The sequence below is a fragment of the Kocuria nitroreducens genome (genome assembly GCF_042879195.1).
Lineage (GTDB): Bacteria > Actinomycetota > Actinomycetes > Actinomycetales > Micrococcaceae > Kocuria > Kocuria nitroreducens.
This window is the reverse complement of the sequence record NZ_JBHZTC010000009.1, coordinates 114,998-137,094: the sequence shown is the minus strand read 5'-3', so window position 1 is coordinate 137,094 and position 22,097 is coordinate 114,998. Positions and strand designations below refer to the sequence as shown.

General features: G+C 73.5%; 21 protein-coding genes. 12 read left to right on the top strand and 9 right to left on the bottom strand.

Annotation, left to right across the window (positions count from 1 at the left end; all coding sequences use genetic code 11):
* Positions 1 to 11: 11 nt before the first annotated feature.
* On the bottom strand, positions 12 to 2,426 hold the full coding sequence (locus tag ACFYE1_RS08245) for a glycoside hydrolase family 31 protein (protein ID WP_387741746.1): 2,415 nt from the start codon (positions 2,424 to 2,426) through the stop codon (positions 12 to 14).
* Positions 2,427 to 2,552: 126 nt separating this feature from the next.
* Here ACFYE1_RS08245 and ACFYE1_RS08240 point away from each other — a divergent pair, with 126 nt between their 5' ends.
* Genes ACFYE1_RS08240 through ACFYE1_RS08230 form a run of 3 tightly spaced genes read left to right on the top strand, consistent with a single transcriptional unit; the run spans position 2,553 to position 4,857 of the window.
* Entirely contained in the window at positions 2,553 to 3,716 is a 1,164-nt protein-coding gene (locus ACFYE1_RS08240; RefSeq protein ID WP_387741744.1) for an LLM class flavin-dependent oxidoreductase, read from the top strand.
* Positions 3,713 to 4,414, top strand: a complete 702-nt coding sequence (locus tag ACFYE1_RS08235; protein ID WP_387741742.1) for a CE1759 family FMN reductase — start codon at positions 3,713 to 3,715, stop codon at positions 4,412 to 4,414. Before ACFYE1_RS08240 ends, ACFYE1_RS08235 begins: the two co-directional genes overlap by 4 nt.
* On the top strand, positions 4,411 to 4,857 hold the full coding sequence (locus ACFYE1_RS08230; RefSeq protein ID WP_387741740.1) for a MarR family winged helix-turn-helix transcriptional regulator: 447 nt from the start codon (positions 4,411 to 4,413) through the stop codon (positions 4,855 to 4,857). The genes ACFYE1_RS08235 and ACFYE1_RS08230 overlap by 4 nt, the downstream gene beginning before the upstream one ends.
* Positions 4,858 to 4,899: 42 nt before the next feature.
* Here ACFYE1_RS08230 and ACFYE1_RS08225 read toward each other — a convergent pair whose 3' ends face one another.
* The 4 genes from ACFYE1_RS08225 to ACFYE1_RS08210 all read right to left on the bottom strand — a co-directional run bounded on the left by ACFYE1_RS08225 (position 4,900) and on the right by ACFYE1_RS08210 (position 9,247).
* Positions 4,900 to 5,409 (bottom strand): hypothetical protein, encoded by a 510-nt coding sequence (locus ACFYE1_RS08225; RefSeq protein WP_387741738.1) that lies wholly within the window; start codon positions 5,407 to 5,409, stop codon positions 4,900 to 4,902.
* Positions 5,410 to 5,590: 181 nt separating this feature from the next.
* Positions 5,591 to 6,748, bottom strand: a complete 1,158-nt coding sequence (locus ACFYE1_RS08220) for an acetate/propionate family kinase (RefSeq protein ID WP_387741736.1) — start codon at positions 6,746 to 6,748, stop codon at positions 5,591 to 5,593.
* A 55-nt stretch (positions 6,749 to 6,803) separates the two neighbouring features.
* The gene (gene pta, locus ACFYE1_RS08215; protein WP_387741734.1) at positions 6,804 to 8,897 is read right to left on the bottom strand and encodes a phosphate acetyltransferase; all 2,094 of its coding nucleotides are present in this window, start codon (positions 8,895 to 8,897) and stop codon (positions 6,804 to 6,806) included.
* A 92-nt stretch (positions 8,898 to 8,989) separates the two neighbouring features.
* A complete protein-coding gene (locus ACFYE1_RS08210; protein ID WP_387741732.1) occupies positions 8,990 to 9,247 on the bottom strand; it encodes a metal-sensitive transcriptional regulator in 258 nt (85 codons plus the stop codon).
* 226 nt (positions 9,248 to 9,473) lie between these two features.
* On the opposite strand from ACFYE1_RS08210, the gene ACFYE1_RS08205 reads away from it, so the two are divergent.
* From ACFYE1_RS08205 to ACFYE1_RS08195, 3 genes are read left to right on the top strand one after another with little or no spacing between them, the layout of a single operon-like run.
* Positions 9,474 to 9,791, top strand: coding sequence for a thiamine-binding protein (locus ACFYE1_RS08205; protein ID WP_344123859.1), 318 nt, complete (start codon positions 9,474 to 9,476; stop codon positions 9,789 to 9,791).
* Positions 9,788 to 10,330, top strand: a complete 543-nt coding sequence (locus ACFYE1_RS08200; RefSeq protein ID WP_387741784.1) for a GNAT family N-acetyltransferase — start codon at positions 9,788 to 9,790, stop codon at positions 10,328 to 10,330. The genes ACFYE1_RS08205 and ACFYE1_RS08200 overlap by 4 nt, the downstream gene beginning before the upstream one ends.
* On the top strand, positions 10,327 to 11,226 hold the full coding sequence (locus tag ACFYE1_RS08195; RefSeq protein ID WP_387741730.1) for a spermidine synthase: 900 nt from the start codon (positions 10,327 to 10,329) through the stop codon (positions 11,224 to 11,226). The genes ACFYE1_RS08200 and ACFYE1_RS08195 overlap by 4 nt, the downstream gene beginning before the upstream one ends.
* Before the next feature lie 108 nt (positions 11,227 to 11,334).
* Here ACFYE1_RS08195 and ACFYE1_RS08190 read toward each other — a convergent pair whose 3' ends face one another.
* Together ACFYE1_RS08190 and ACFYE1_RS08185 are read right to left on the bottom strand one after the other, a co-directional pair.
* On the bottom strand, positions 11,335 to 12,294 hold the full coding sequence (locus ACFYE1_RS08190) for an alpha/beta fold hydrolase (protein WP_387741728.1): 960 nt from the start codon (positions 12,292 to 12,294) through the stop codon (positions 11,335 to 11,337).
* Entirely contained in the window at positions 12,291 to 13,886 is a 1,596-nt protein-coding gene (locus tag ACFYE1_RS08185; RefSeq protein WP_387741726.1) for a flavin-containing monooxygenase, read from the bottom strand. The genes ACFYE1_RS08190 and ACFYE1_RS08185 overlap by 4 nt, the downstream gene beginning before the upstream one ends.
* Positions 13,887 to 13,919: 33 nt before the next feature.
* Between ACFYE1_RS08185 and ACFYE1_RS08180 the strand changes: the two genes are divergently transcribed.
* From ACFYE1_RS08180 to ACFYE1_RS08170, 3 genes are all read left to right on the top strand, one after another.
* Positions 13,920 to 14,981 carry an AraC family transcriptional regulator gene (locus ACFYE1_RS08180; RefSeq protein ID WP_387741724.1) on the top strand — a complete coding sequence of 354 codons (1,062 nt, stop codon included), beginning with the start codon at positions 13,920 to 13,922 and terminating at the stop codon, positions 14,979 to 14,981.
* Positions 14,982 to 15,212: 231 nt separating this feature from the next.
* Complete coding sequence (locus tag ACFYE1_RS08175; protein WP_387741722.1) at positions 15,213 to 16,076, top strand: SDR family NAD(P)-dependent oxidoreductase; 864 nt, start codon at positions 15,213 to 15,215, stop codon at positions 16,074 to 16,076.
* Between the two features lie 9 nt (positions 16,077 to 16,085).
* A complete protein-coding gene (locus tag ACFYE1_RS08170; RefSeq protein ID WP_387741720.1) occupies positions 16,086 to 16,451 on the top strand; it encodes a VOC family protein in 366 nt (121 codons plus the stop codon).
* Between the two features lie 10 nt (positions 16,452 to 16,461).
* On the opposite strand, the gene ACFYE1_RS08165 is transcribed toward ACFYE1_RS08170, so the two are convergent.
* The gene (locus ACFYE1_RS08165; protein WP_387741718.1) at positions 16,462 to 16,851 is read right to left on the bottom strand and encodes a YchJ family protein; all 390 of its coding nucleotides are present in this window, start codon (positions 16,849 to 16,851) and stop codon (positions 16,462 to 16,464) included.
* Positions 16,852 to 16,985: 134 nt separating this feature from the next.
* Positions 16,986 to 18,455: an NCS2 family permease gene (locus ACFYE1_RS08160; RefSeq protein WP_387741716.1), complete on the bottom strand. Its 1,470-nt coding sequence runs from the start codon at positions 18,453 to 18,455 to the stop codon at positions 16,986 to 16,988.
* Positions 18,456 to 18,679: 224 nt separating this feature from the next.
* On the opposite strand from ACFYE1_RS08160, the gene ACFYE1_RS08155 reads away from it, so the two are divergent.
* From ACFYE1_RS08155 to cysD, 3 genes are read left to right on the top strand one after another with little or no spacing between them, the layout of a single operon-like run.
* Positions 18,680 to 20,374, top strand: coding sequence for a nitrite/sulfite reductase (locus tag ACFYE1_RS08155; protein WP_387741714.1), 1,695 nt, complete (start codon positions 18,680 to 18,682; stop codon positions 20,372 to 20,374).
* The gene (locus ACFYE1_RS08150; protein WP_387741712.1) at positions 20,371 to 21,138 is read left to right on the top strand and encodes a phosphoadenylyl-sulfate reductase; all 768 of its coding nucleotides are present in this window, start codon (positions 20,371 to 20,373) and stop codon (positions 21,136 to 21,138) included. The genes ACFYE1_RS08155 and ACFYE1_RS08150 overlap by 4 nt, the downstream gene beginning before the upstream one ends.
* 26 nt (positions 21,139 to 21,164) lie before the next feature.
* The gene (gene cysD / locus ACFYE1_RS08145) at positions 21,165 to 22,097 is read left to right on the top strand and encodes a sulfate adenylyltransferase subunit CysD (protein WP_387741710.1); all 933 of its coding nucleotides are present in this window, start codon (positions 21,165 to 21,167) and stop codon (positions 22,095 to 22,097) included.

The following is a 22,097-nucleotide window of genomic DNA, read 5'->3' as shown; positions in this document are numbered from 1 at the left end:
TGCGCGCGGCATCAGGCCCGCGCCGCCAGCACCAGCTCCGTGAGCGCGCTGAGCAGCGGCCCCTCGACCCCGAGGGCCGGCGCCTGCCCGAGCGCCCCGACGGGATCCCGCCGCACGGCCTCGTGCACCCGCCGCTTGGCCTCGTAGCTGATCTGGGCGTCGTTGAGCAGGTCGAAGACGCGGTCGGCGGGATCCTGGGCGGCCACGGTGCGCAAGCCCGCCGACCGCACCACGATCCGCGCCCCGGGCGCCACGTCGTCGACCGTGACCGAGGTGCGGTGCCCGTGCACCCCGTTCCCGCGCCGGGCGACCCGCGCCGGGACCGTCTTCCCGTCCACGGTCACGGTCAGCTCCGCCGGCTCCTCGAAGCCGAGGAAGGTGAGGACCCAGGTGCGCGCCGCCGGCAGGCAGCCGAGGTGGCCCTGCGCCGGGCCGACCGTGAACTCCCCAGCGGCGATGTCGACGGCGAGCGGGGTGCGCGCCCAGCGGACCGGGTCGCGGCCGTCGCCGCTGTCGTCGTCCTCGTCCAGCGCGGTGCGGTGCGAGGCGCCGGCGACCACCAGGACCTCCAGCTCGACGGGATTGACGATGTCCGGCGCGGCGTCGTCGTCGGGCCCGGCGAGGGGCACGATCGCGCCGGCCCGGGCCAGGACGGGCACGTCGCCGAGGCCCCGGTGCAGCACGAGCTCCCGCCCGCCGTCGTAGACGGTGCCCGTGAACAGGTCCGTCCAGGACCCCTCCGGCAGCCACACCGGCACCGCCGCGCGGGTGACCACGGGGTCCGCGGGAGAGGTGACCGGGGCGACCATCAGCTCGGCCCCGAACAGGTACTGGTGCCCGTACCGGTAGGCCTGCTCCGCCTCCGGGTGCTCGTGGTACAGCGGCCGGACCAGGGGGATGCCCTCCACGGCGGCGGCCCGGTTGGCGGTGTGCAGATAGGGGACCAGCCGGTGCCGCAGCCGCAGTCCGCGCTCCATGACCTCGGCGTAGGGGGAGCGGTAGCGCCACGGCTCCTTGGCGATGAAGTCGTTGTCTCCCGAGTGCAGGCGCAGGATCGGCGAGAACACCCCGAACTGCAGCCAGCGGGTGGCCAGCTCGTCGTCGCGGGCGCCGCAGATGTGCCCGCCGATGTCGTGGCTCCACCAGCCGAAGCCGATGTTCGCCGCCGTCGCCGTGAAGTACGGCTGGAACGCGAGGGACGCCCAGGAGATGACGGTGTCGCCGGAGAAGCCGACCGGGTACCGGTGGCTGCCCGGCCCGGCGTAGCGGGAGAGCGTCAGCGGGCGGGACCCGTCCGCGCCCGAATCCAGGAAGTGGTAGTGGTTGAGTACCCACAGGGGGTCCACGTCCGGCAGCCGGGAGTACGGCCCGGACTGCCAGTCGACCCACCAGATGTCCACGCCGTCGGCCTCCAGGCCGCGGTGCAGGACGTCGAAGTACGCCGCCACGAAGTCCCGGTCGGTGACGTCGAAGGCCACGGGCTCCTCCGAGCCCGGCTCGCGGCCCAGGGCCTCGAGCATCGCGGGGTGCGGGTCCTCGAAGGAGCGGACCCCGTCGGCCGGGTGCAGGTTGAGCGTGACCCGGTAGCCGCGCTCGTGCGCCCACGCGAGGAAGCCCCGGGGATCCGGGAACAGCTCGCGGTTCCAGGTGTAGCCCGTCCAGCCCGAGCCGTGCCGGCGCTCCACGTGCTCGTCCGTGAGGTGCCAGTCCATGTCCACCACCAGCACGGAGAACGGCAGCCGGCTCCGGTCGAACCCGGCGACGAGCTGCCGGTACTCGGCCTCGTCGTAGGCGTGGTACCGGCTCCACCAGTTGCCGAGCGCCCAGCGGGGCAGGACGGGCTGCGGCCCGGACAGGGCGTAGAAGTCGCGCAGCGCCTGCTGGTGGTCGTGGCCCCAGCCGAAGAAGTACAGGTCCACGGCACCCTCCTCACCGGCGCGCGGCGCGTACCAGCCGTCGTCCGTGAGCAGCACCGAGGTGGAGTCGTCGATCACCCCGAAGCCCTCGCGGGACGTGACGCCCGGCTCGAGCGCGACCGGACCGTCGGCCTCGTCCCGGGTGCGGGCGGTCCCGCCCAGGGTGGGGACCGGGGCGCCGTAGCGCCACACGCTGTGGTAGCTGGTCACGCCGCCGCGGATCTGCGCGGACAGCCCTGTCGGGCTGAAGGCCCGCTCGTCGTAGCTGAGGTGGATCCGCTCGGTCAGGAGCTCGATCCCGGACGCCGTGCGCTGCACCCGGAAGTCCGGCACCGGGAACCGGCGGTCGACGGCGAACGCGGACGGGCGGTCCTCGAAGCGGCCGGCCGGGCTGTACTCCAGGCGCAGCAGCCCGGGGCTCAGCACGCTGATGCGGTAGTGCTCGCCGGCGACGACGGCGCCCGGGTCGACCGTGCCGTCACCCGTGGGCAGGAAGTGGGGGAGGGGCATGCGCCCAGCCTAGGCAGAGCCGGGCGGGAATAATCCGGAGCGGGGACTCCTTGACCGTAGTAGTTCAAATTTGAAAAAACTGTGCGGGCCGTCCGGCCGGACGCCGCCGCGGAGCAGGAGGAGCACATGCAGTTCGGCATCTTCACCATCGGGGACGTCACCCAGGACCCCACCACGGGGCGCACCCCCACCGAGCACGAGCGGATCAAGGCGACCGTCACGATCGCGAAGAAGGCGGAGGAGGTGGGCCTGGACGTCTTCGCCACCGGGCAGCACCACAACCCGCCGTTCGTGGCGCCGGCCAACCCGCCGATCCTGCTGGCGAGCATCGCGGCGCAGACCGAGCGGCTGGAGCTGTCCACGGCCACCACCCTGATCACCACCACCGACCCGGTGCGCATCGCCGAGGACTACGCCTACCTGCAGCACCTGACCGACGGCCGCGTGGACCTCACCATGGGCCGCGGCAACACCGGTCCGGTCTATCCCTGGTTCGGCCAGGACATCCGCCAGGGCATCCCCCTGGCGATCGAGCACTACAGCCTGCTCCACCGGCTGTGGCGGGAGGACGTGGTGAACTGGCAGGGCCGGTTCCGCAGCGCCCTGCAGGGCTTCACCTCGACCCCGCGCCCGCTCGACGACGTGGCACCCTTCGTGTGGCACGGCTCGATCCGTTCGCCCGAGATCCCGGAGCAGGCCGCCTACTACGGCGACGGGTTCTTCCACAACAACATCTTCTGGCCCGCCGAGCACACCCGGCGGATGGTGGAGTTCTACCGGCAGCGCTACGAGCACTACGGCCACGGCTCCGCCAACCAGGCGATCGTGGGCCTGGGCGGCCAGGTGTTCGTGCGCCGGAGCTCCCAGGACGCCGTGCGGGAGTTCCGCCCCTACTTCGACAAGGCCCCCGTCTACGGCCACGGGCCCTCGCTGGAGGACTTCACGGCGCAGACGCCGCTGACCGTGGGCTCCCCGCAGCAGGTCGTCGAGAAGACCCTCGCGTTCCGTGACTACGCGGGCGACTACCAGCGCCAGCTGTTCCTCATGGACCACGCCGGTCTGCCGCTGAAGACCGTCCTGGAGCAGCTCGACCTGCTCGGTGAGGAGGTCGTGCCCGTGCTGCGCCAGGAGTTCGCCGCGCTCAAGCCCGCCCACGTCCCGGAGGCCCCGACCCACGCCTCGCTGGTGGCCCGCCACCGCGCCGGCCAGGACCCCGTGCCCGGCGGCGCCGAGGACTCGCCCGCCGGGCGGGCCCGCGCCGCGCAGACCGCGGAGAAGGCCCACCGATGAGCGCCCGGGACCTTCCGACGACGCCGGACCCCGGCGCGGCACGTCCGCTCACTCTGGCCGTGGTGTCGGCGGGGACGTCCGACGCATCCTCCACCACCCTGCTGGCCGACCGTCTCGCCGAGGCCGCCCGCGACGCCCTGGACGGGGCGCCGGTGCTGATCCGGCGCGTGGAGCTGCGCCCCCTGGCCCATGCCATCGCCGACCACCTGCTCACCGGGTTCCCCGGTCCGGAACTGCGGACCGCGCTGGAGACGGTCACCGGGGCGGATGCCCTGATCGCCGCCACCCCGACGTACCAGGCCTCCTACTCGGGGCTGTTCAAGTCCTTCTTCGACCTCGTCGACGAGGCCTCGCTGGAGGACCTGCCCGTGCTGGTGGCGGCGACCGGGGGCACCGCACGGCACTCCCTGATGCTGGACACCGCCATGCGCCCGCTGTTCTCCCACCTCAAGGCGCTGGTGCTGCCCCTGGGGGTCTACGCGGCCGCCGAGGACTGGGCCGGGGTCTCGCTCGAGTCGCGCATCCGGCGGGCCGGCGCCCAGCTGGCGCACCGGCTCGGGCCCCAGCTCAGGCCGGGCGTGGAGCCGGCCGCACGGACGGCCGGCTCGGTCCGGGCCGGTGCGGGCGGCCGCGAGCGGGGCGACGGGTTCGACGGAGTCCCGGACTTCGCGGACCTGCTCGCCCGGGTCGGCCAGTGACCGGGCCGGAGGCCACCGCCCGCCCGTGGGACGTGTGGCAGCTGTACTTCGAGACCACCGCGCGGCTGACCACCGAGATCGAGGCCCGGCTCAAGGAGCACGGCTGCTCGCTCATGGACTACCAGGTGCTCCTGCTGCTGCGGAACGCGCACGACCACCGGTTGCGGATGGGGGAGCTGGCCCAGCGGATGGTCTTCTCCCCGAGCCGGCTCAGCTACCAGATCGGCGTGCTCGAGAAGCGCGGCTGGGTGCGGCGGCGGCGCTGCGCGGAGGACGCGCGCGGCCTCGAGGCCGAGCTCACCGACGAGGGGCTGCGCGCCTTCCGCCGTCTGCGGCCCGCCCACGCCCGCGACGTCGAGGAGCTGTTCCTCCGTGCGCTCGAGGGTGACGACGCCGACCGGCTGGCCGCCGTCATGGACCGGGTGGCCCGCACCCTGTCCTGAGGGCGGGCCGGGGCCACGGCGCCGTTGTCCCGGCCCGCGCGCTCAGCGCAGCACGGCCCGCACTCCCGGGCGGACGGCCACCACGAGCCAGGCCGTGTCCACGACGGCCTTGAGCGCTCCCGTCACGAGGCCCAGCGACGCGTCGATGGGGGCCGCGAGCACCAGGACGACGTTGGCCAGGGTGGTCAGGAGCGCCATGGACGCGAGGACGAGGCCGAGGATCCACGCCCACTGCCGCTGCTCGCGCAGCGGGAAGTACACCAGGGCGTAGAGCCCGGCGGTGAGCCCGAAGCCGAACAGGACCGAGATGACGAGGACGATCGTGCTGAACGCCGTCCCCGCGGGCAGGCCGGAATACTGCTCGGGCGCCGCCAGGTACCCCACCGCGCCGCCGAGGACCGCCACCACGAAGGACGCCACGGTGAGCCGCAGCAGCAGCCGCAGGTCGGGAGTCGCCGGTGGCCGGGGCGGGCGGACCTTGGCGTAGGGGGGAGCACCGGGGAGCGGGGGAGGGCCGCCGTGGCCCCGGGGTTCGTAGGGCTGCTGGGACATGGTCGGTGCCTCCTGACGCAGGTACGAGGCCGCCGCACGGGCCCCAGCACCGAACCTATCCGTCGTGATCGCTTTCGCGAACACACGGCGGGGCGGCTCCTCCTGTGCGGCGGACCGTGACGCCCGCACTGCTCGGACGGCGTGATCCCCGCACTTGCCCGAACGGCGGGGCCGAACCTGCTCAGGCGGCGGGGTTCCCGTCCGCGACGAGGGCCGCGGTCGCCGCCGCGATCGCCTGCTCCTCGTCGGTGGGCACCACGAGCACCTCCAGTGCGGAGTCCGGCGCGGAGATCCGTCGGACCTCCCGCGAGCGGGCGGCGTTGGCGTCGTCGTCGAGCACGACCCCGAGGGCGCCCAGCCGGCCGCAGACGCGGGCGCGGAAGGCCGAGGCGTTCTCCCCGATCCCGGCCGTGAAGACCAGCGCCTGGGCGCCGTCCACGGCCACGTGGTAGCCGCCCACGTACTTCGCCAGGCGGTGGGCGGCCATCTCCAGGGCCAGCTCGGCGCGCTCGTCGCCGCCGTCGGCGGCCTCCTGGACGGCGCGCATGTCGTGGCTGCCGGCGATCGCCCGCAGACCGGACTCCTTGTTGAGCACGGCGTCGAGCCGCTCGGGGGTCATCTCCGGGTCCCGGCGCAGGACGGCCGTCACCACGGACGGGTCCAGGTCCCCGGTGCGGGTGCCCATCACCAGGCCCGCCAGGGGGGTGTAGCCCATCGACGTGTCGTAGGAGGCGCCGTCCTTGACCGCCGTCACGGACGCACCGTTGCCCAGGTGCGCCACCACGCAGCTGAACCGTTCGCGCGGGACGCCCAGGAACTGCGCCGCCTGCCCCGTCACCCAGTCGTGGGACGTGCCGTGGAAGCCGTAGCGGCGGATGCCCCAGCGCTCGTAGAACTCCTCCGGCACGGCGTAGCGCCACACGTGCTCGGGCATGGTGCGGTGGAACGCGGTGTCGAACACGCAGATCTGCGGCAGGTGCGGCCACGTCTTCTGCACGGCCCGCAGGCCGAGCACTGCGGCGGGGTTGTGCAGGGGTGCCAGCGGGACCAGCCGCTCGATGTCCTGGATGATCTCGTCGGTCGCGAGCACCGGCGCGGAGAACCGCTCGCCGCCGTGCACCACGCGGTGGCCCGCGGCGTCGATCGTGCGTCCCTCCAGCTCGACCCCCAGGCGCTCCGCGAGCAGCTCGAGCGCCTGCGTGTGGTCCTCGATCTGCGAGCTGCCGATGTTCTCGATCAGCCCGGAGGCCAGCACCGTCCCGCCGTCCTCGCCGGCCTCGAGCTCCCGGACCTGGTACTTGAGCGAGGACGAGCCGCAGTTGACGACGAGCACGAGCATGGAGGACTCCCGGGGGCTGTGGGGACGGTGGGTGTGGGATCGGTGGGCCGGTGGGTCACATGCCCTGGGCCTGGATCGCGGTGATCGCGACCGTGTTGACGATGTCGTCCACGGTGCACCCGCGCGAGAGGTCGTTGACGGGCTTGCGCAGCCCCTGCAGCACCGGGCCCACGGCCACGGCGCCGGCGGACTGCTGGACGGCCTTGTAGGTGTTGTTGCCGGTGTTGAGGTCCGGGAAGACGAAAACGGTCGCCTGCCCGGCCACGGTGGAGCCGGGCAGCTTGGACGCCGCGATCGAGGCGTCCACCGCGGCGTCGTACTGGATGGGTCCCTCCACCTCGAGGTCCGGGTCCGCGCCGCGCACGATCTCGGTGGCCGCACGGACCTTCTCCACGTCCTGGCCGGAGCCGGAGCCGCCGGTGGAGTAGGACAGCATCGCGACCTTGGGCTCCACCCCGAACTGGCGGGCCGTGCGGGCGGAGGCGAGCGCGATGTCCGCGAGCTGCTGCGCGTCCGGGTTGGGGTTCACGGCGCAGTCGCCGTAGACCAGCACGCGGTCCTCGAGGAGCATGAAGAACACGGAGGAGACGATCCGCACGCCCTCGGAGGTCTTCACGAACTCCAGGGCGGGGCGGATGGTGTTGGCGGTGGTGTGTGCGGCCCCGGAGACCATGCCGTCCACGTCCCCCATCTGCACCATCATGGTGCCGAAGTAGGAGCCGTCGAGCATCCGCTCCAGGGCCGTGTCCCGCTGCACGCCCTTGTGGGAGCGCAGCCGCACGTACTCGCCGGCGTACTTCTCGCGCAGCTCCTCGTCGTGCACGACGTCCACGAGGGTCAGCCCGTCCTCGGCGAAGTCGAGGTTGATGCCCTCCGTCTGGCACAGCTGCGCGATCCGCCCGGGGTCGCCCAGGACCGTCAGGTCGCAGAAGTTGCGGCGGTGGATCATCTCCGCGGCCCTGAGGATGCGGGGGTCCTCGCCCTCGGGGAGCACGATGTTCTTCCGGTCCGCCCGGGCGGTCTCGACGAGCTCGTGCAGGAAGCGCAGGGGCGTGCGCATGGCGGGGCGCGGCAGGTCCAGCCGGCTCACGAGCTCCTCGCCGTCCACCCTCCGGGCCCACTCGCCGAGCGCGGCCGCGACCTTGCGCGGGTGCGCCCCGGAGAGGGTGCCCCGGGTCCGGGACACCTCCCGGGCGGCCCGGTAGGTGTCCAGCCCGGTGGTCAGGACGGGGAACGGCGCCGCGGCGGTGAGCTCCCGGATCCGCCCCTCGGTGTCGAAGCCGCCCGTCAGCAGCATCCCGGAGGGGACGGGCAGGGCGGGGGAGAGGGCGGAGGCCAGGGACGCGACGACGATGTCGGAGCGGTCTCCCGGCGTGATGACGAAGTCGCCGTCGGCGAGCTGCTCGAGGTAGTGGGCCACGGTCATCGCGGCGACCTTGACGCCCTTGACGTCGCGGTCCAGGGAGACCGTGGACGGGCCGTCCCCGAACCCGTGCCGGTCCTGCAGCTCGGCGACCGTGGGCGCGGCGACCGCCTCGTTCTCGGCGATGACGTACACAGGCAGGCCCCGCACGCCGCGGGCGGCGTTGTGCTCGATCTGCTCCACCCAGTCGGGGCGGGCGCGGTTGACGATGACCGCGAAGATGTCGCACCGCACCTGGTGCAGCTCGGCGCGGGTGACCTCCACCGCGTTGAGCACGTCCTCGGGGCTCTCGGACGCGTCGGCGCCGATGACGGCGAGCACGGAGGCGCCCAGGTTGTTGGCCAACCGGGCGTTCATGTCGAACTCGGCGGTGGCCGCGTTGTGCGCCAGGAGGTCGGTGCCGTCCACCACGACCACGTCGCAGTGCCGGGCCATCTCGCCGTAGACGGTCACGGCCATCGCGTCGAGCTCGTCGTGGTCCCCGGCCGCGAGCAGCTCCCGGGTGCGGGCCAGGGAGGTGCCGCCGCGGCAGCGCTCGTCCGGGAGGTCGAAGTTGCGCTTCATCAGCTGCACCATCGGATCCTCCGCCGGCGTCTCCCCGAGGTGGACGGGGCGGAGATAGCCCAAGCGGTCCGTCTTGCGGAACAGCGAGTCGGCCAGGCCGAGGGCCACGAGCGACTTGCCGGACTGCGGCGTCATCGCGCTGACGTAGATGCCTTGGGTCATGGTGGCGGGGTCCTCCGGCGGTCGGGTTGGGTCCGTGCCCAGTCTAGGCTCGCACGCCGCCGCCCCGGCCGGGACCGCTCGGGTCGAGCCGTTCAGGCCAGGGAGAGGAACATCTTCTCCAGCTCGGCCTTGTCCAGGCTCGGGTCCTCCGAGCGCAGGGACTGCTCCAGGCCCGTGGCGATGATGGAGTAGCCCGCCTTGTCGAGGGCCCGGGAGACGGCGGCGAGCTGCGTCACCACGTCCTTGCACTCGCGGCTCTCCTCGAGCATGCGGATGACGGCGCCGAGCTGGCCCTGGGCCCGCTTGAGCCGGTTGATGGCGGGGGTGAGGTTCTGGGGGTCGAGATGCACGGGACGCTCCTGGGTGGGACGGTCTGCTCCGAGGATTCTATACCCCCGGGGGGATCTGGCATACCCCGAGGGGTATGGTGCACCAGGGCACCACCCTCCCGTCAGCCCAGGAGGAACTGCCGCATCACCTCGAGGGTCGATTGCCCGGCCAGGTTGCCTGCGTGGCGGCGGGACCGTCGTCGTCCCCGGGGTTCACCCGGGAGCCGCCGGGTGGGAGGATGGGGGCATGCTGGTTGCCTTCTCCGTCTCCCCGTCCGGTGGCGAGAACCCGAGCGGTTCCGTCCACGACGCCGTTGCCGCCGCCGTCCGCGTGGTCCGCGAGTCCGGCCTGCCGCACGAGACCGACGCCATGTTCACCACGATCGAGGGCGAGTGGGACGAGGTCATGGACGTCGTCAAGCGCGCCACCGAGGCCGTGGGCGACTACGGGCCGCGGGTCTCCCTCGTGCTCAAGGCCGACATCCGCCCCGGCCGCACGGGCGAGCTGCAGGGCAAGGTCGAGCGCCTCGAGGCCGCGATCCAGCGGCAGGCCATCGAGTCCTGAGCACGGCCCCCGCCGCGGTCCACCTGCGGACCCCCGGCCCGTCCGACGCCCCGGCCTGGTCCGCCCTGCACCTGCGCTACCTCGACGAGACCTACCGTCCGATCTTCGGCGACGCCTTCGCCGACCGGCAGCGGGCCGCGGCCGATCGCACCGCCGGGTACGACCGCGCCCTCCTCGCCGACCCGGACGTGCGCACCCTCCTCGCGGTCGACGACGACGGGACCGCCCTCGGGCTGGTCTCCGCAGGCCCGTCCCCCGCCGCGTGGGAGGGGCGGGCCGGGGTGCCCGCCCCGCTCGTCCCGCTGCAGCTGTTCCAGCTCTACGTGCTGCGGGCCGCCCACGGCACGGGCGTCGGCGCCGCCCTGCAGGAGGCCGCGATCGGCCCCGCCGACGCCTACCTGTGGATCATGGAGGGCAACGCCCGCGCCGAGCGCTTCTACGCCAAGCACGGCTTCCGGGCCCTGGCCGAGTCCTTCCCCGCCGGCGGACCCTGGGCCGGTCAGCGCATGCACCGCATGCTGCGGACGAGGACCGCGTGAGCCGGGCGTCCCGCCGCTCGCGCGCCGCGCCGGCGCCTGCCGCCCGCACCGGTCCCGCGGCCGGGAACTACGAGATCTCGACCGGCACCGCCGAGCTCGTGCCCGACGCCTACGCCCCCGGCTCCTGGGTGCTGCACGTCAACGGCGTCCCCTCCTCCCACGTGGATCCGGAGCACCCCGAGCGGCTCGACTTCGAGTACATGCGCTGGATCGCCGCCGTCGTGGACGTCCACCTCGGCGCCCACCCGGACCCGGAACGGCTGCGGGTGCTGCACCTCGGCGGCGGCGCCTGCTCCCTCGCCCGGTTCCTCGCCCACGCCCATCCGTCGGCGCGGCAGGTCGTCGTCGAGCTCGACGGGCGGCTCGCCGCGCTGGTCCGGGAGTGGTTCGACCTCCCGCGCGCCCCGCTGCTGCGGATCCGGGTGGGGGAGGCCCGGGCCGTCACGGAGTCGCTGAGCCCCGCCACCCGGGACGTGGTGGTCCGCGACGTCTTCGCCGGCGCCGTGACCCCCGAGCCGCTCACCACGGTGGAGTTCGCCCGGCACGTCGAGTGCGTCCTGGCCCCGGGCGGGCTGTACGTGCTCAACTGCGGTGACACCCGGGACCTCGCCGGAGCCCGCGCCGAGCTCGCCGCGCTGTCCGAGGTGTTCGCGCACGTCGCCGCCGTGGCGGACCCGGCGATGCTCAAGGGCCGCCGCTACGGCAACATCGTGCTGGCCGCCTCCTCCGCGCCGCTGCCGCTGGAGGGCTCGCCCGGGGCGGCCGCGCTGGGCCGGGAGCTGCTCGGCGGCGCGGTGCCCGCCCAGTACAAGGACGCGGCGTGGGTGCGCTCGTTCGTGGGCAGCACCCCGCCGCGCCACGACCCGGAGAACGTGGTGGACGGCCGTGGAGCCTGAGACCGCGACCGAGCAGGACGTGCGTGCGCTCGGCGGTGGAACGCTGCCCCGCGGCGGGTGCTGGGCGCGGAGGGCAACCCTTCGGAGGCGTCCCCTGGGATCAGGGAGTCAGCGGGCGGAGCGCGACTCCTCGACCGATGCGACGAATCCCCGGGCCAGCTCCACCAGCTCCCGGGTGCGCTCGATCTGCGGCATGTGCCCGGTGTCCGGGAAGACGTGCACCCGGGCCTCCGGCAGTGCGGCGGCCGCTGCCCCGGCGTGGTGGGCCGGCAGCACGGCGTCGGCGTCGCCCCACACCACGAGCACGGGCACGCCCGACGCCCGCACCTTCTCGAGCAGGGTCCTCCGCCAGCCGGGCAGCACGCCGATCATCGGCAGTCCGATGCTCCGGTAGGTGCCCAGGAACGTGGCCCGGAAGTCCGGCTGGGCGCCCACCCGCGCCGCGTGCCGGAGCCGCTCGGGAGTGGCCAGGGACGGGTCGAAGAAACAGTTCTGGTTGGACCGCACCGCGGCGGCCCTCGCCAGGGGCAGGAACCGGTGGCCCACCACGGGCAGCCTGGACAGTCCCGCCCACACCATGGGCAGGGCGGAGACGTTGGCCTCCCGGCCGAACCCGGCGCTGTTGGCGAGCAGCAGCCCTGCGACCCGCTCGGGGCGCTCGGCGGCCACGGTCATGGCCACGGCGCCGCCCAGGGAGTTGCCCATGAGGTGCACCGGCCGCTCCTCGCCGATCGCGTCGAGCACGCCGAGCACGGCGCGGGCGAACGTCCCCAGCCCCGGCCGGTCCGCGCCGGCGGGGGTGAGCCCGAAACCGGGGAGGTCCATGCTGAGCACGCGGTGGTCCTGCGCCAGCAGCTCGTGGGCGGCCGACCAGTCCTCCAGGCTCCGGCCGATGCCGTGCAGCAGCGCGACCGGCGGCGCGTCCGCGGGCCCGGAGCGGCGGATGCGCACGGGCCGGCCGGCGACCTCCACCGTCGTCGTCGTCGTCGTGGCCTCCACCGTCGTCGCGGCCTCCGGGGCGTCGGCGGGGGAGTCCGCGGCGGGGCGCGGGACGTGCTGGTCGGTCATGCGTGGGCCTCCTGCGGGCGGGCGTCGCGGCGGGCCGCGGTGCGGGGGACGAGGTCGAGGGTGCGGGACAGCGGGGTGCGCAGGGTGGTCGCGGAGTCCAGCAGGTAGTTCTGCCGCACCCGCCACGGGTGCCGGTCGCCCTGGCGCGGGAAGGCGCCGATGGCGCGCTGGACGTAACCGGACCTGAGGTCCAGCAGCGGCTGCTCGGCCATGCCCCGACGTGCGTGCGGCACCACGGCCCCGGCGTGGTGGCGCTCCAGGTGCCGGAGCACCTTGCACACCAGCCGGTGGGTGAGGTCGGCGCGCAGGGTCCAGGACGCGTTGGTGTAGCCGATGCACAGCGCGAAGTTCGGCACGCCCGTAAGCATCGCGCCGTTCCACACGAACTGCTCGGACAGCTCCACCGGCGTCCCGTCCACGGTGAGCACGATCCCGCCGAAGGGGAGCAGCCGCAGGCCCGTGGCGGTGACCACGAGGTCGGCCTCGAGGACCCGGCCGTCGCTCAGCCTGACGCCCTCGGGCACGAAGGTGTCGATCGTGCCGGTGACGACCTCCGCCCGCCCCTTCTTCAGCGCCTTGAACAGGTCCGCGTCCGGCACCGCGCACAGCCGCTGGTCCCACGGGTCGTAGGAGGGGGTGAAGTGCTCCGCCACGAGCTCTACGGAGCCGAGGATGCGCGCGGCCCGCGACGTGAAGAACTGCCGGGCCGCGGCCGGGCGGCGGCGGCAGAACTGGTACACGGCCGTGCTGAACAGGATGTTCTTGGTCCGGATGACCCGGTGGGCGAGCCCTGCGGGGAGGGCCCGGCGCAGCGCGTCGGCCCGCTTGTCCCGGCCGGGCACGGCGCTGATCCACGTGGGGGAGCGCTGCAGCATCGTCACGCTCCCGGCGTCCCGGGCCATGGCCGGCACGAGGGTCACGGCGGTGGCGCCGCTGCCGACCACCAGCACGCGCCGGCCGGCCCAGTCGAGGTCCTCGGGCCAGAACTGCGGGTGCACCACCCGGCCCCGGAAGTCCTCGAGGCCGGGCAGCGCGGCGTCGTGGCCGCGGTCGTAGTCGTAGTAGCCGGCGCAGGAGTACAGGAACGAGCACGTCATGGTGCGCCCGTGGACCGTGCCGTCCTCGCCCCGGACCTCGAGGCCGAGGTTCCAGCGCTGCTCGGCACCGGACCAGTCGGCCGAGACCACCTTGGTGCGGAGGCGGAGGTGCCGGTCGATGCCGAACTCCTCCGCGGTCTCGTGGATGTAGGCGAGGATCGACGGGCCGTCTGCGAGTGCCTGCGGGTCCCGCCACGGCTTGAAGGAGTAGCCGAGCGTGAACATGTCGGAGTCGGAGCGCACGCCCGGGTAGCGGAACAGGTCCCAGGTCCCGCCCAGGTCGTCCCGGGCCTCCAGCACGGCGTAGGTCAGCTCGGGGCACTCGGTCTGCAGGCGGTAGGCCGCGCCGATGCCGGACAGGCCGGCCCCGACGACGACGACGTCCCGGTGGTCGGTCCCGCGGACGGACCCACCGGGGAGCTGGTCGGGGGACCCGCCGGGAGACCTGCCGGGGATCTCGCGGGACGGCTCGCTGGCGGTGGCAGGTGCTGGCATGCCTCCAGGATCGCCCGCCGCGCTCGTGAAGACTTGACGCTGCGCGACGATTGCTTGACCCTGGGCGACATGACGGTCATCCGGTCCGCGGGTCTGCGCGGCTTCCGCGCCGCGGTCGCGGAGCTCGGCGGGGACGCCGAGGCTCTGGCCGACGCCGCCGGCCTGCCCCGGGCGGCCCTGGACACCGACGACCTCCTGGTCCCGGAGCGGGCCGTGGGGCGGGTGCTCGAGCGTGCCGCCCGGGAGCTGGGTTGCCCAGATCTGGGGCTGCGGGTCGCCGCGCGGCAGGACCCGGGCGTGCTCGGCCCGCTCGCGCTCGCCGCCCGCCACTCAGAGACGGTGCGCGACGCCCTCGAGTGCACCTCCCGGTACCTGTTCGTGCACGCCCCGTCCCTCGAGCTGGCGCTGGTGCAGGACCCCTACGGCGCCCGGGGGGTGACGGCGGTGCGCTACGGTGGCACCTCCGCGACCGCCCAGGACCCCGGCAGCGGCAGCCCGCAGGGCACCGACCTCGGCCTGGGCCTGCTGCACCGGGCCTTGACCTCCCTGGTGGGCGGCCGCTACGGGCTGCGCACGGTCGAGCTGGCCCACCGGCCGGTGGCGCCGCTGCGGGCCTACGAGGAGTTCTTCGGGGCGCCCGTTCGCACCGGCCGCCCCGAGGTCCTCCTGCGGATCCCCACGAGCACGCTCGCCCGGCCGCTGCACGGGGACGCCGGGGTCCGGCAGGTGGCGCTGGCCTTCCTCGACACCCAGCTCCCCGGGACCGGCTCGGCGTGGGCGCCCCGGGTCCGGGGCGTGCTGGTGCAGCTGCTCGGCACCGCGGCCCCCGAGATCGAGGCCGTGGCCCGGGTGCTGGACCTGCACCCCCGCACCCTGCAGCGCCGGCTCGCCGAGGAGGGCACCACCTTCGGCGCCGTCCTCGACGAGACCCGGCGCAGCGCCGCACTGCGCTGGCTCACCACCACCGACGTCCCCCTCGGCCAGATCGCCGCGCTCGTGGGCCTCTCGGAGACCTCGGCCCTCACCCGGTGCGCCCGCCGCTGGTGGGGCGCCCCGCCGCGGGACGTCCGCCGCCGGGGCGTCCCGGTCGCCTGACGGTGTCGCCGCGCGTCAACTTCCTGTCGTGAAAGGTCAAGCGACCAGGAGCTCCCGCCCGCACACTGGACAGCACGCCCCGATCCCGACCTCCCGATCCCGACCTCCCGATCCCGACCTCCCGATCCCGACCTCCCGATCCCGACCTCCCGATCCCGACCTCCCGATCCCGACCTCCCGATCCCGACCTCCCGATCCCGACCTCCCGATCCCCGACCCGAGGAGCAGCCCATGTCCCCGTCCGCCCCCTTCCGTTTCGCCGGCGCCACCGCGGTGCTCACCGGCGCCGCCTCCGGCATCGGCGAGCAGCTGGCCCACGGCCTCGCCGCCCGCGGCACCCACCTGGTGCTCCTCGACCGGGACGCGGCGGGACTCGAGACCGTCGCCGGGGCGATCCGCGCCGGTCACCCGGACCTGCCGGTGCGCACGGTCGTCGCCGACCTGGCCGAGCTGTCCGCACTGCCGGGCGTGGCCGAGGGGATCCGGGCCGAGCACCCGCGGATCGACCTGCTGGTCAACAACGCGGGGGTGGGCCTGGGCGGGTCCTTCGAGCAGGTCTCCGCCGAGGAGTTCGACTGGCTCATGGACATCAACTTCCGGGCGCCCGTGGTGCTCACCCGCGAGCTGCTGCCCGCCCTGCTCGCCGCCCCCGGCAGCCACCTGGTCAACCTCTCCAGCCTGTTCGGCCTCATCGCCCCGCCCGGGCAGGTGGCGTACTCCGCGAGCAAGTACGCCCTGCGCGGGTTCACCGAGGGCCTGCGCCACGAGCTGGCGGGCCGGGTGGGGGTCACCGTGGTCCACCCGGGCGGGGTCCGGACGAGGATCGCCGAGACCGCGCGCACCCCGGCCGCCGTGCCCGAGGAGCGGGCGCGGAAGGACCGGGAGGACTTCGCGGCGCTGCTGAGCTATCCGGCGGAGCGGGCGGCCGCCGACATCCTGGGGGCGGTGGAGCGGCGCCGGAACCGGCTGCTCGTGGCGCCCAGTGCCGTGCTGCCGGACCTCGTGGCGCGCCTCCTCCCCGGCTCCTACTGGCCGGTCCTGCGGTTCGCGCCGCGGGTCCTGCAGCACCTTTCCGGGCGGCGGCGCCGGGCCTAGGCTGAGCGCATGACCAGCACCCTGTCCGCCGTCGCCATCGACTGCCGCGACCCCGAGATCCTCGCCCGCTTCTGGTGCGCCGCCCTGGGCTACGTCGTCCACGGGGAGGCCGAGGGCTTCGTGGGGATCGTGCCCGCCGAGGGCAGCGGCCCGCGCCTCGACTTCGTCGTCGTCCCCGAGCCGCGGACGGTCAAGAACCGGCTGCACCTCGACCTGCGCGCCGTGGACACCGACCAGGACTCCGAGGTCGCCCGCCTGGAGTCCCTCGGGGCCCGCCGCGTGGACGTGGGGCAGGGGCCCGAGGTGACCTGGGTGGTGCTGGCCGATCCGGAGGGCAACGAGTTCTGCGTGCTCTCCGACCTCGAGGACGAATGAGCCGGCGGGCTCAGGCGACCACGCCGTCCACGTAGTACCACCGGCCGTCCTCGCGCCGGAACCGGGAGTTCTCCCGCTGGGTCCCCCGGGACCCGCCCGCGGCGCGCCAGGCGGCGGTGAAGTCCACCCACCCCTCGTCGTCGAAGGGGCCGCCGCCCGTGGCTCCGTGGACGTCGAGCCGGGTCCAGCGCAGCGCGGGGTCCGCGCCGACCGACTCCGGACGCGTGCCCGGGTGCCACGTGGCCAGCAGGTAGGTCTCGTCCCCGGCGGCGAAGGCGCTGAACCTCGAGCGCATGAGCAGCTCGGCCGTGGGCGCCGGGCGGCCGCCGTGGAAGCGGCCGCAGCAACCGCCGTAGGTCTCCCCGGTGCCGCAGGGGCAGCGGGCGTCGTCGTCGATCATGCCCCGATCCTCTCATCGCCCCGGCCCTCGGGGGCCGCCCCCGGGACCGCTCCCCGGTGCGCGAGGTCGCGGACGGCGGCCACCGGAACGCGTCCGGCGGCCGCTGTCCGCGACCTCGGCGAGGGAGGAGGAGGTCAGGCCATCCAACCCCCGACCACGCCCTTGCCGAAGAACACCACGAAGGCCGCCGCCACGACGTACATCAGCGGGTGGACCTCCTTGCCGCGGCCCTGCACGAGGCGGATGAAGACGTAGGAGACGAAGCCCGCGCCGATGCCGTCCGCGATCGAGTAGGTGAACGGCATGACGGCGAAGGTCAGGAAGGAGGGCACGGACAGGCCCCAGTCGTCCCACTCGATGCGCACGACCTGCTTGGCCATGAGGAAGCCCACCACGACCATGGCCGGGGCCACGGCCTCGAACGGCACCACGTTGACCAGCGGGGTGATGAACATGGCGAGCAGGAACAGCACGCCGGTGACCACGTTGGCCAGGCCGGTGCGGGCGCCGTCGGCGATGCCGGTGGAGGACTCCACGAAGATCTGGTTGGAGGACACGGAGCCCGCGCCGCCGGCGATCGCGCCGGCGGCGTCCACGAGCAGGATCTTGTCCACGTTCTGGATCTGCCCGTTGCGGCCCACGAGACCGGCCTGCTGGGAGAGCCCGACCATCGTGCCCATCGCGTCGAAGAAGATCGAGAGCAGGATCGTGAAGATCAGCAGCGCCGCGGCAAGGGCGCCGAGGCTCTGGAACGCCTCGAGCGGGGCGGCCGAGCCCACGAGGGAGAGGTCCGGCAGCGCCACGAACGAAGTGGGGGCCGCGGGCACGACGAGCGACCATCCGGTGGGGGCGTCCACCGAGGAACCGGACGGCACGACGGCCTCGAGCACGTGGGCGAGGACCGTCGTGGCGACCACGGCGATCAGGATGGCGCCGCGGACGTTGCGGACGATCAGGGCCAGGGTCAGGAGCAGGCCGACCACGAACGTGAGCATGGGCCAGCCCAGCAGCGTCCCGCCGTCGCCGAGCTGCACGGGCACGGTGGTGCCGGCGGCGTCCGGGATGCGGCGCACGAAGCCCGCGTTCACGAAGCCGATCAGGGCGATGAACAGGCCGATGCCCACCACGATGGCGGTCTTCAGGGACGCCGGCACGGCGTTGAACACGGCGGTGCGGAAGCCGGTCAGCACCAGGACGAACATGATCAGGCCCGCCCACACCACCAGACCCATCACCTGGGGCCACGTGAGCTCGGGGGTGGTCACGATCGTCACGGCGAGGAACGCGTTGACGCCGAGGCCCGTGGCGATCGCGAAGGGCGCGCGGGCCACGACGCCCATGAGGATGGTCAGCACACCGGCGACGAGCGCCGTCACGGCGGCGACGCGCTCGCCGCCCAGGACGTTGCCGGCGCCGTCCGGGCCGTAGCCGAGGATCAGCGGGTTGAGCACCACGATGTAGCTCATCGCGATGAACGTCGCCACGCCGCCGCGGACCTCGCTCGTCACCGAGGAACCGCGCTCGCTGATCTTGAAGAAGCGGTCCAGGCCGCTGCGCGGCGGACCGGAGGGAGTCTCGGTGGAGACGGAAGCGGAGGATGCCATGGTGGTCCTTCAGGCACTCGACGGGAGGGAGCACGACTCCACGAGGAGGGCTCCCGGGCTGACGGCGGCACCGGCGTGCCACCGTGACGACACTACCTTCCGGCGCCCGGGCGCCCATGCACGGATCGGCCCTCGTGTCCACCCCTGTGTCCCGTCGAGACGGTTCATGGCGGTTTGTGACGCCTGGCGTGACTGGCCCGCGGGACGCGCGAACAATCGACGGCATGACACAGACGACGCGCGCGCCCCGCGCTGCCCGGAAGCCGAAGCCCGAGGGGCAGTGGAAGGTCGACGGCCGGGACCCCCTGAACCCGAACGAGGTCTTCAAGCAGGCCGACGACGGGCTCAACGTGCGCACCCGGATCGAGGAGGTCTACTCGAAGCACGGCTTCGCCTCGATCGACCCCCAGGACCTGCACGGACGCTTCCGCTGGTGGGGTCTCTACACCCAGCGCAGGCCGGGCATCGACGGCGGGCGGACGGGCTCGCTGTCCGACGCCGAGATCGAGGACGAGTACTTCATGATGCGCGTCCGGCTCGACGGCGGGGCCCTCACCCGCGAGCAGCTGCGGGTGCTCGGGCAGATCTCCGCGGACTTCGCGCGGGACTCGGCCGACATCACGGACCGGCAGAACATCCAGTACCACTGGATCCGCGTCGAGGACGTCCCGGAGATCTGGCGCCGGCTGGAGGACGCGGGCCTGGACACGACCGAGGCCTGCGGTGACGTGCCGCGCGTGATCCTGGGCTCCCCGCTCGCCGGGATCGCCGCGGACGAGATCATCGACCCCACCCCGGTGATCGAGCAGATCAAGTCCACCTGGATCGGCTCCCCGGAGTTCTCCAACCTGCCGCGCAAGTACAAGACCGCGATCACCGGCCACCCGTCCCTGGACGTGGTGCACGAGATCAACGACTGCGCGTTCGTGGGCGTGGTCCACCCCGAGCTCGGCCCCGGCTACGACCTGTGGGTCGGCGGCGCCCTGTCCGTGGTGCCGTTCCTCGGCAAGCGCCTCGGCGCCTTCGTGACCGAGGAGCAGGCCCCCGAGGTGTGGAAGGGCGTCACGAGCATCTTCCGCGACTACGGCTACCGGCGGCTGCGCAACCGCGCCCGGCTGAAGTTCCTGGTGCAGGACTGGGGGCCGGAGAAGTTCCGGCAGGTGCTCCAGGACGAGTACCTCGGCTACGAGCTCGCGGACGGTCCCGCGCCGGAGAAGGCGGCCACGCCCGGCGACCACATCGGCGTGCACCGGCAGAAGGACGGCCGGTTCTACATCGGCGTGGCCCCGCGCGTGGGCCGCGTCTCCGGGGCGAAGCTGCTGGCCCTGGCCGAGGTGATGGCGAAGTACGGCTCCGACCGGCTGCGCACCACCCCGCACCAGAAGCTCGTGCTGCTCGACATCAAGGAGGCCGACGTCGAGAACGCCGTTGCCGACCTCGACGCCCTGGACCTGCAGGCGAAGCCCTCCGCGTTCCGCCGCTCGACCGTGGCGTGCACCGGCATCGAGTACTGCAAGCTCGCGATCGTCGAGACCAAGCAGACCGCCTCGGACACCATCGACGAGCTGGAGCGACGGCTCGACGGCGTGGAGCTGCCCCACCCCATCTCGATGCACGTCAACGGCTGCCCCAACTCGTGCGCCCGCATCCAGACCGCGGACATCGGGCTCAAGGGCCAGCTGCTGCCCACCGAGGACGGCGGGCAGAAGCCCGGCTACCAGGTCCATCTGGGCGGCGGGCTCGCCGCCGACGACCGCGCCGAGGCCGGCCTGGGCCGGACCGTGCGCGGGCTGAAGGTGTTCCAGGACGACCTCGCCGACTACGTGGAGGGACTGGTCCGGCGCTTCCTGGCCCAGCGCACCGAGGACGAGAGCTTCGCCGAGTGGACCCGCAGGGTCGAGGAGAGTGAACTGGCATGACCGGCACCGACACGGGCCTCCGTCCCGCCCTGCGCGACGAGCAGCAGCTGCGTGACCTCGCGGCGGCCGGCGCCGCGGCGCTGCACGCCGAGCTCGACGCCCAGGGCCGGGTCCCGGCCGAGGGAGAGGCCTCCACGGCGGAGGCGATCCGCTGGGTCGCGGAGAACTTCGACCTGCGCAACGTCACCGTGGCCTGCTCGATGGCCGACGCCGTGCTCCCGGCCCTGGTCGCCGAGCAGCTGCCCGGCGTGGACGTGCTCTTCCTCGAGACGGGCTACCACTTCCCGGAGACCATCGGCACCCGGGACGCCGTGGCGCACATGCTCGACATCACCGTGGTCGACGCCCTCCCGCAGCTGACCGTGGCCGAGCAGGACGAGAAGCACGGCAAGGACCTGTTCGCCCGCGACCCGGGCCTGTGCTGCGCCATCCGCAAGGTGGCCCCGCTCAAGAAGTCCTTGGAGGGCTACGAGGTGTGGTTCACCGGCGTGCGCCGGGACGAGTCCTGGACCCGCACCAACGCCCCGATGGTGACCTTCGACGAGACCCACAAGCTCGTCAAGGTCAACCCCATGGTGCGCTGGACCCTCGACGAGCTGGTCGAGTGGTCGCAGGACCACGGCGTGCCGACGAACCCGCTGATGGCGGAGGGCTACCTCTCCATCGGCTGCGCCCCCTGCACACGGCCCACCGCCCCGGGCGAGGACCCGCGCGCGGGCCGCTGGGCCGGCAAGGACAAGATCGAGTGCGGCATCCACCTGTGAGCGCACCCACGACGACGGAGACGAACGTGACCACCCCGACCACCGCCCCGGCCTCCGCGGAGGCCGGCGTGCACAGCAGCCTCGACGCGCTCGAGGCCGAGTCCATCCACATCCTGCGCGAGGTCGTGGCGGAGTTCGACCGCCCGGCCATGCTGTTCTCGGGCGGCAAGGACTCGGTGGTCATGCTGCACCTGGCCGCCAAGGCGTTCTGGCCGGGCCGGATCCCCTTCCCCGTGCTGCACGTGGACACCGGCCACAACTTCCCGGAGGTCCTCGGCTTCCGGGACCGCACCGTGGAGCGGCTCGGCCTGCGGCTGGTCGTGGCGAGCGTGCAGGACTACCTCGACGACGGCCGGCTGCTCGAGCGCGCCGACGGCACCCGCAACCCGCTGCAGACCCTCCCGCTGCTGGACGCCATCGCGGACAACAGGTTCGACGCCGTGTTCGGCGGCGGCCGCCGCGACGAGGACAAGGCCCGCGCGAAGGAGCGGATCCTGTCCCTGCGCGACGAGTTCGGGCAGTGGGACCCCCGCAACCAGCGTCCCGAGCTGTGGAACCTCTACAACGGCCGGCACACCCCCGGCCAGCACGTGCGGGCGTTCCCGATCAGCAACTGGACCGAGCTGGACATCTGGCGCTACATCGAGCGCGAGAACATCGAGCTGCCGCCCATCTACTACGCCCACGAGCGGGACGTCTTCCGCCGGGACGGGATGTGGATGGCCGTGGGCGAGTTCTCGGCGCCGGACGGGGTCGAGACCGTGGAGCGGCAGACCGTGCGCTACCGCACCGTGGGGGACATGTCCTGCACCGGCGCCGTGCTCTCCGGGGCGCGGACTGTGGCCGACGTGGTGGCCGAGGTCGCCGTGTCCACGCTCACCGAGCGCGGGGCCACCCGCGCGGACGACAGGATCTCCGAGGCCGCCATGGAGGACCGCAAGAAGGACGGGTACTTCTAG